Genomic DNA, 7,388 nt, shown 5'->3' with positions numbered 1-7,388 from the left:
GCGCAAGAAGTGGCGCGGACCGAACAGGCACGACTCAATCAACTGGCGGAGGCGCAATAATGTCGAACAGTGTGCTGGACCATGACATTGCCCACAGCCATGAGCAGGGGCATGAAGACGCCGGATCGATGACCGTATTCGGCTTCTGGATCTACCTGATGACCTACTGCATCCTCTTCGCGACGCTGTTCGCGGGGTATGCGGTGTTGCGTGACAGTGTCGCGGGAGGCCCTTCGACGGTCGATATTTTCGAGCTTCCGTACGTGCTGACCGAGACCATGCTGCTGCTGTTCAGCAGCATCACCTATGGCTACGCCATGCTCGCGATGAACCGCAATGAACCCAAGTACGTCATTCGCTGGCTGGGCCTGACGTTCTTGCTGGGGCTGGGTTTCATCGGGATGGAGATCAACGAATTCCATCACTTGATTCAGGAAGGCTACGGCCCGGATCGCAGTGGTTTCCTCACCGCGTTCTTCACCTTGGTGGGCACCCACGGCGCCCACGTCACCACCGGCCTGATCTGGATGGCGGTGTTGATCTGGCAGATCAACCGCCGCGGAATCAATACCACCACCGCCACACGCCTGAGTTGCCTGAGCCTGTTCTGGCACTTCCTCGACGTGGTGTGGATTTGCGTGTTCACGGTTATCTATCTGTTGGGAGTGGTCTGAGATGTATACCCAAAGTCCTGTCAAAAGCACCGCTGGCAGCAGCCACGGCAGCAGCCGCTCCTACAACATCGGCTTTATCCTCTCGGTGATATTGACCGTCATTCCGTTCGCCCTGGTGATGTACCCGTCCCTGTCCCGCAGCGCGACGGCCTGGCTGGTGATCATCATGGCGGTAGTGCAGATCTTCATCCACCTCAAGTACTTCCTGCACCTGGACACCGCCGCTGAACAGCGCTGGAACCTAGTGGCCCTGGTCTTTTCGGCCATCATTATTGTCCTGCTGGTGGGGTTGTCGATATGGATCATGAGCAGCATCCATCACAATATGCTTGCGCATTGAAACGCCCTGCTGCCCCGGTCAACACCTGGGTGCAGCTGGCAAAACCCGGCATTGTGATGGGCAACGTGATCGCCGTTCTCGGCGGATTCATGTTCGGCAGCGCCGGGCAAGGCCTGGACGCCGGCAGGCTGGCCGCGACGGTCCTGGGCACGGCGCTGGTGGTGGGTTCGGGCTGCGTGATCAACAACTGCATCGACCGCGACATTGATCGGTGCATGGCCCGGACCTGTCATCGGGCGCTGGCCAATCGCGCGTTCATGCTGAAGACCGCGCGGCTCTATGGCGCAGCGCTTGGCGTCGCCGGGCTGGCGTTGTTGTTGACCTGCTCCGGCCTGCTCGCAAGCGCCATGGCGGGGATCGGCTGGGTGATCTACGTGGTGTTCTACAGCCTGTGGCTCAAGCGGCGTTCGCACTGGGGGATTGTGATCGGCAGCCTCTCCGGCGCGATGCCGCCCGCCATCGGTTACTGCGCGGCGCGCGGCGAGGTGGATGACAGCGTTGCGCTGTTGATCATCCTCTATTGTCTCTGGCAGATGGCCCACTCTCACGCCATTGCCCTGTACCGCAGGGACGACGTGCGCGCCGCCCGGCTCCCCGCTCTGCCGCCAGACACCGCAACCGTGCACATAAATCTCTACGTGCTCGCGTTTCTGGGTTGTGCATGGGTGCTGGGCATCAGTGCCCACCTGAACGCTGCCTACTTTTTGCTGCTCGGCGGCTTCGGCGGGTATTGGACATGGGTAGCGGCGTCTGGCTGGCGGTCGCGCGGGCAGGCGCTGTGGGCCCGCAAGGTTTTCCGCGTGTCCCTCACCACCATCATTGCGCTCAACGTCGGGCTCTGCATTGGCGCGCAGGGTTGACTGCCGAGCGCAACGGCACGAGTCGGCGGCTACCAGCCCAGGTGCCGGTGAATGGCGCGCCTATAGGGTGTGTCGATCTGTGCCGGCACCTGACGGATGTACTGCCGGGCGTGCTGCGCTTTTTCACCCGTCAAACTGCGCAAGTACGCCAGTGCCTCTTCCTCCGTCGGCAGCCGTCCCTCCGTGTTCAATCGCGGGGGCAGTGCCGTCCAGATGACCGCGTCCAGCTGCCGCTCGCGTGCCCATTGCGCCAGGGGTCCCGTGGAGGATCCTGCGGCCACCAACACGCCAACGCCGTCCTCGCGCGCCGCCGGGATCTGCTCGCGGTCACGCAACGCGGCGCAGGCCCGGTCAAGGGAATCTACCGCCAGCGCCGCCCAGTACACCTGGCACGGCGGTGCGTTCATGCAGATCGCCGTGGCGAGTTCCCCGCCATCGCCCACCCGTGAGAACTCGATCGGCGACGCCGGACCGTCCATGAACCATTCGCTGGCGAGCGGCAGCGCTTCGGGCTTCCAAATCAACGAGCCCCAACCCAGACAGCCTATTTGCATGCGTTCATATCCTTGAAGGTGAGTACCCACATCGCGGCGGCGCTGAAGCCCCGCGTTAATCCCGTCATGTGCGGTGAGTGCTCTGTTGGGCAAGCGCCGTCTGGAAAAGATCCCTGTTTCGTTTAGCCCGAAATTTATGACCGTTTGTTCCCTGCCCCCCGAAGACGGTTGAACTCCCGCCCGACCCTGCTTATCAACCCCATACACTGACAGCAAGAGGAAATAACCATGGCAACTCCACAGGAAAACCTGCTTGACTGGCTGCGCGATGCTCACGCAATGGAGCAGCAGGCAGAGAGCATGCTCAAGGCGCAATCCGAGCGGCTGGAGCATTACCCCGACCTCAAGGCACGCATCGATCAACACATTCAGGAAACCCTGGGTCAACAAAAACTGATCGACGGATGCCTCTCCCGGTTGGGTGGCGGCTCGTCAACGCTCAAGGACATGACCGGGAAATTGATGGCGTTCGGTCAGGCCGTGGGCGGCTCGCTAATGAGCGACGAAGTGATCAAGGGCGCGATGGCGGGCTATGTGTTCGAGAACGTCGAAATCGCCATGTACACCACGCTCATCGCTGCGGCGAAGGCGGCCGGCGATCAAGAAACGCTGGCCGCCTGCGAGCAGATTCTGCCCCAGGAGCAAGCCATGGCCGAATGGCTGCTCGCCCATATGCCGCAGGTCACCGAGGCCTTCCTGATTCGCTCGGCAGCCCCCAACACCGAAGCGAAAAAGTAGCGGGATCGTGGCCGCCTGTGCGGCCACGGCCTTTCAGTGCTGCGTATCACCAACGCGCTTCTCCTTTACAGAAACCACGCGCCCAGCCGATAGAGCAGAACAGTCATAAGGTTTTGCAGAGCATCAAGGTGTGGGTGGATTGCTTTTTTCAGCTGGGCGCGTTGGATTCTAATTCATGAAATTCCTGTTTTTTACACGGTTGAAGTCGCTGTTGTCCGTCCAGCAGGACAACACTCGTCTGATGGAAGCGCAGTACATCGCGTTGTCCCGCCAGCTGCCGATGATGTACGTCATCTTGCTCATCAACACCCTGGCGCTGGCGGCGACCCATTACGGTATTGCCCCTGCCTGGCTCACCATTTATATCCCGCTGTTGTTGACGATGGTCGGCGGCGTGCGAGCGGGGATCTGGTGGCAGAGCCGGCGTCAATCCATCACGACCGCGCAAATTTTCATAAAACTCAAGCGCACCAATCAGCTCACGGTATTTATCGCGTTCGGCTTCACGATCTGGGCCCTGTTGTTATTCCCTTACGGCGACACGTACACCAAATCCCACGTGGCCTTTTACATGGCCATCACGGTCATCGTTTGCATCTTCTGCCTGATGCACTTGCCCTCCTCGGCCATGATGACCACCGCGGTGGTGAACATCGCATTCGTCGCATTTTTCGCCACTGCTGGCAACGCGACCTACACCGCGATGGCGGCCAATGTCTTCCTGGTGTCGCTGGCGATGATCGTGGTGCTGCAAAACCACTACGGCGAGTTCACCCGGCTGGTGAACATGCAGGTCCGCGCGGAGAAGCTCAGCGACGACAATCAGCGACTGGCCAACGAAGACAGCCTGACCGGCCTGCCCAACCGACGCCAGTTCTTTGCCCTGCTTGATCGTGAACTCGACCGCGCCCGGCAGCATGACCGCCGGCTGGCGGTGGGGATGATCGATCTGGACGGGTTCAAGCCGATCAACGACTCCTATGGCCACGGCGTGGGCGACAAGCTGTTGCGACAGGTCGGCCAGCGCCTGCGCGCGTTTGCCCATGAGCAATTGCACGTGGCGCGGCTGGGCGGCGACGAGTTTGGTCTGATTTTCATCAACGCCGATGACGACAGCGACCTGATCAGACAAGGTCAGTCGCTGTGCCGGACCATGCGCCAGCCATTCCTGATCGGCGAGGTACAGGTCAGCATTAGCGCGTCCATGGGCGTCGTGGTGTTCCCGGACCTGGCCAGCACCTCGACCGAGGCCTACGAATTCGCCGATTACGCCCTGTACACCAGCAAGCGGGAGACCCCCGGTGAGCTGTGCATGTTCTCCGCCGGTCAGCACCAGCGCCTCAAGCGCGACGTGTTGATCGAGCAGGGCCTGCGCCAGGCCAATGTCGCCGAAGAATTCACGTTGATGTTCCAGCCGATCATCGACATCCGCACCTCGCGCACCGTGGCGTTCGAGGCGCTGGCACGCTGGATCAGCCCGAAGCTGGGCAGTGTCGCCCCGGGGCACTTCATCGGGGTGGCCGAGCGCATTGGCCTGATCAACCGGCTGACGCCGCGGCTGCTTGAAAAAGCCCTGAGTGCAGCACAGTGCTGGCCCGCCGATGTCAGGCTCTCGTTCAACCTGTCGGCACACGATTGCTCGTCCATGGAGGCGGTCGAACAGCTGATCGAGGTGATTCGCCTGAGCGGCTTCGACGCCACGCGGCTCGACCTGGAAATCACTGAAACCGCGGTCATCAAGGACCTGGTGCAGGCGCAGCGGGCGATCAACGCGTTCCGTAAATGCGGCTGCGGGATTTCGCTGGATGACTTCGGCACCGGCTACTCAAGCCTGACCCAGCTCCACGCCCTGCCGCTGACCAAGCTGAAAATCGACCGCTCCTTTATCACGGACATTCACCAGAACGCCGCGAGTTACAAGATCGTCAAATCGCTGCTGGCACTGAGTCAGGACATGAACCTGCAGTGCATCAGCGAAGGCGTGGAAACCACCGCCGAGCTGGAAGCGCTGCGAACTCTGGGTTGCACGCTGGTTCAGGGCTACCTGTTTTCACGGCCCATGCCCCTGGAACAGACCCTTGAGTGGGTCGGCTCGACGCCCAACGAACCTGCGGCGGCTATTGTTCTGTGAAGTAAGCCGAAGAGAACACTGCCGATCCTCGGCGCTGAGTCGTCGCAATGGCGTGGAGGCTGTCGGGCTTAGCGCGATGACCTCCCCACGCAGAGCATGGGCACGATCACACTGTCAAATCTCGAATGTTTGCACGGGCCTCTTTCCGGCTGAAGCCGGTCCCACTAAACGGACCGCATGTATCCAGTGTGACTGGCTGCGACCTCGACTGTGGGACCGGCGTTAGCCGGGAAGGCGTCGTGTGTTACACCGCCGATAGTGATCTTGCACACCCTCTTACTGACCGTGCCCACGCTCTGCGTGGGAACGATCATTGTGGGACCGGCTTTAGCCGGGAAGACGTCGTGCGTCACACCGCCGACAGTGATCGTGCACAGCTCTTGCTGATCGTGCCCACGCTCTGCGTGGGAATGCAGCCCCCGACGCTCTGCGTCGTCTGTTGCCAGAGGTGATGAGGTCGCAAGGCAGGACGCGGAGCGTCCGGGTCGGCCTTCCCACGCAGAGCGGGGGACGATCACACTTCCAAATCTCGAGTGTTTGAACTGGCCTCTTCCCGGCTGAAGCCGGTCCCACTAAACCGACCGCATGTATCCAGTCTGCCTGGCTGCGACCTCGACTGTGGGACCGGCTTTAGCCGGGAAGGCGTGGGGTGTCACACCGCCGCCAGTGAGCGTGCACCCCCTCTTGCTGATCGTGCGCACGCTCTGCGGGGGAACGATCATTGTGGGACCGGCTTTAGCCGGGAAGACGTCGTGTGTCACACCGCCGACAGTGATCGTGCCCACGCTCTGCGTGGGTATGCAGCCCCCGACGCTCTGCGTCGTCTGTTGCCAAGGTGATGAGGTCGCAAGGCAGGACGCGGAGCGTCCGGGTCGGCATTCCCACGCAGAGCGTGGGACGATCACACTTCCAAATCTCGAGTGCTTGAACTGGCCTCTTCCCGGCTGAAGCCGGTCCCACTAAACCGACCGCATGTATCCAGTTTGACTGGCTGCGACCTCGACTGTGGGACCGGCTTTAGCCGGGAAACGCGCGACGCTTATTTACCGCACATTCATTCTATAACTCGCGCCCGCTTATCTACTTTCATCAAATAAGACATAACGGTCATGGCCGCCAGCCATTCGGCTGAATGTGTCCGTTATGAGCGTCCAAACACCCGCCCGTATTAACCCGTATGCCCTTTTTCGATAACGGCGGCGCAAACGTTTTCCCTCCATACGAAGGCATTTGCGCAAACGGTCCGACGACCGGTAGATAGCTATCTAATTTACCTTTCTGCTATACCTATCAACGCCTTGACGTCATTGGATCCATTCACTTGGATAAACGTCAAACAATTCTCCATTGATATTGGGTGTTTCCAATCTAGATTAATGGCCAACGGCTTTCATCCAAACAAGAAACAAAGTTGCGCCTGGCTTGATAAATCAGGCGGCTGGTATGACACGCCATTAACCGCGTTGTTGTAGTGCTAAAAGCGAAGATAGGGACTGTCAGAATGGACAATATCGTTGTTGCCAATAAAGCGACCTCCGAACTTACTGCCAACACTTGGGGAGATCTAACGCTCAACTCGCCGTCGGTTGTGCAAATGCCCGTCGCCCCCAGCCAAGTGGCTTCGGTGTCTCGCAACGGGCAAGACCTCGTGGTTAATTTGAAGAATGGCGAACACATCAAGGTCGCGAATTTCTTCAACACGGCGCCAGAGGGCGCCAACAGCGACATGGTGTTCCAGGGTGAAGACGGCACCCTTTGGCAGGCTCAGTACGACACGCAGTCCTTCAACGGCTTTACCTTCGACGAAGTCAATTCCCTCGACGAGCTCATCGCAGACGCCGGCCTTGTCAGCGGCGCGACCCCCACCTGGGCGTTTGCCGGCCTCGGGCTGCTGGGTGCAGGCGGAGCCGCGGCCGCCGGCGGCGTCGCCGGATCGGGGGGTGGCGGCGGCGGTGGCGGAAACGCCGCTGACACCTCCGCGCCTCTCGCACCGGGCAACCTGCTCGTCAGCGCCGACGGCACGTTGCTGACCGGTACCAGTGAAGCCGGCGCGACCATCCAGGTGCGCGGCAACGACGGCACCCTGCTCGG

7 protein-coding genes are annotated in these 7,388 nt (G+C 60.7%); 6 read left to right on the top strand and 1 reads right to left on the bottom strand.

The features are described from left to right. Positions 1-59: 59 nt before the first annotated feature. The 3 genes from cyoC to cyoE are packed head-to-tail and all read left to right on the top strand — an operon-like array spanning position 60 to position 1,874. A complete protein-coding gene (gene cyoC / locus VF672_RS19535) occupies positions 60-674 on the top strand; it encodes a cytochrome o ubiquinol oxidase subunit III (RefSeq protein ID WP_331106187.1) in 615 nt (204 codons plus the stop codon). Between the two features lies 1 nt (position 675). After that, positions 676-1,014: a cytochrome o ubiquinol oxidase subunit IV gene (cyoD, locus tag VF672_RS19530; protein WP_331106186.1), complete on the top strand. Its 339-nt coding sequence runs from the start codon at positions 676-678 to the stop codon at positions 1,012-1,014. Next, positions 1,011-1,874, top strand: coding sequence for a heme o synthase (gene cyoE / locus VF672_RS19525; protein ID WP_331106185.1), 864 nt, complete (start codon positions 1,011-1,013; stop codon positions 1,872-1,874). Before cyoD ends, cyoE begins: the two co-directional genes overlap by 4 nt. Before the next feature lie 29 nt (positions 1,875-1,903). Here the strand turns inward: cyoE and VF672_RS19520 are convergent, their stop codons facing one another. Further along, entirely contained in the window at positions 1,904-2,428 is a 525-nt protein-coding gene (locus tag VF672_RS19520) for a hypothetical protein (RefSeq protein ID WP_331106184.1), read from the bottom strand. Positions 2,429-2,656: 228 nt separating this feature from the next. On the opposite strand from VF672_RS19520, the gene VF672_RS19515 reads away from it, so the two are divergent. The 3 genes from VF672_RS19515 to VF672_RS19505 all read left to right on the top strand — a co-directional run. Further along, positions 2,657-3,166, top strand: coding sequence for a ferritin-like domain-containing protein (locus tag VF672_RS19515; protein ID WP_331106183.1), 510 nt, complete (start codon positions 2,657-2,659; stop codon positions 3,164-3,166). A gap of 175 nt (positions 3,167-3,341) precedes the next feature. Then, complete coding sequence (locus VF672_RS19510) at positions 3,342-5,297, top strand: putative bifunctional diguanylate cyclase/phosphodiesterase (RefSeq protein ID WP_331106182.1); 1,956 nt, start codon at positions 3,342-3,344, stop codon at positions 5,295-5,297. A 1,501-nt stretch (positions 5,298-6,798) separates the two neighbouring features. Further along, on the top strand, positions 6,799-7,388 hold a 590-nt coding region (locus VF672_RS19505; protein ID WP_331106181.1), incomplete at its 3' end, for a BapA/Bap/LapF family prefix-like domain-containing protein.

It is taken from the genome of Pseudomonas sp., assembly GCF_036387035.1.
GTDB lineage: Bacteria > Pseudomonadota > Gammaproteobacteria > Pseudomonadales > Pseudomonadaceae > Aquipseudomonas.
The sequence above is the reverse complement of the archived record's forward strand: the minus strand, read 5'-3'. Positions and strand labels throughout refer to the sequence as shown.

Bases quoted from the DNA above. Each gene is read 5' to 3' on its own strand.
- VF672_RS19520 (WP_331106184.1), bottom strand. From the start codon at position 2,428: ATGCAAATAGGCTGTCTGGGTTGGGGCTCGTTGATTTGGAAGCCCGAA.
- cyoD (WP_331106186.1), top strand. From the start codon at position 676: ATGTATACCCAAAGTCCTGTCAAAAGCACCGCTGGCAGCAGCCACGGC.
- cyoC (WP_331106187.1), top strand. From the start codon at position 60: ATGTCGAACAGTGTGCTGGACCATGACATTGCCCACAGCCATGAGCAG.
- VF672_RS19515 (WP_331106183.1), top strand. From the start codon at position 2,657: ATGGCAACTCCACAGGAAAACCTGCTTGACTGGCTGCGCGATGCTCAC.
- VF672_RS19510 (WP_331106182.1), top strand. From the start codon at position 3,342: ATGAAATTCCTGTTTTTTACACGGTTGAAGTCGCTGTTGTCCGTCCAG.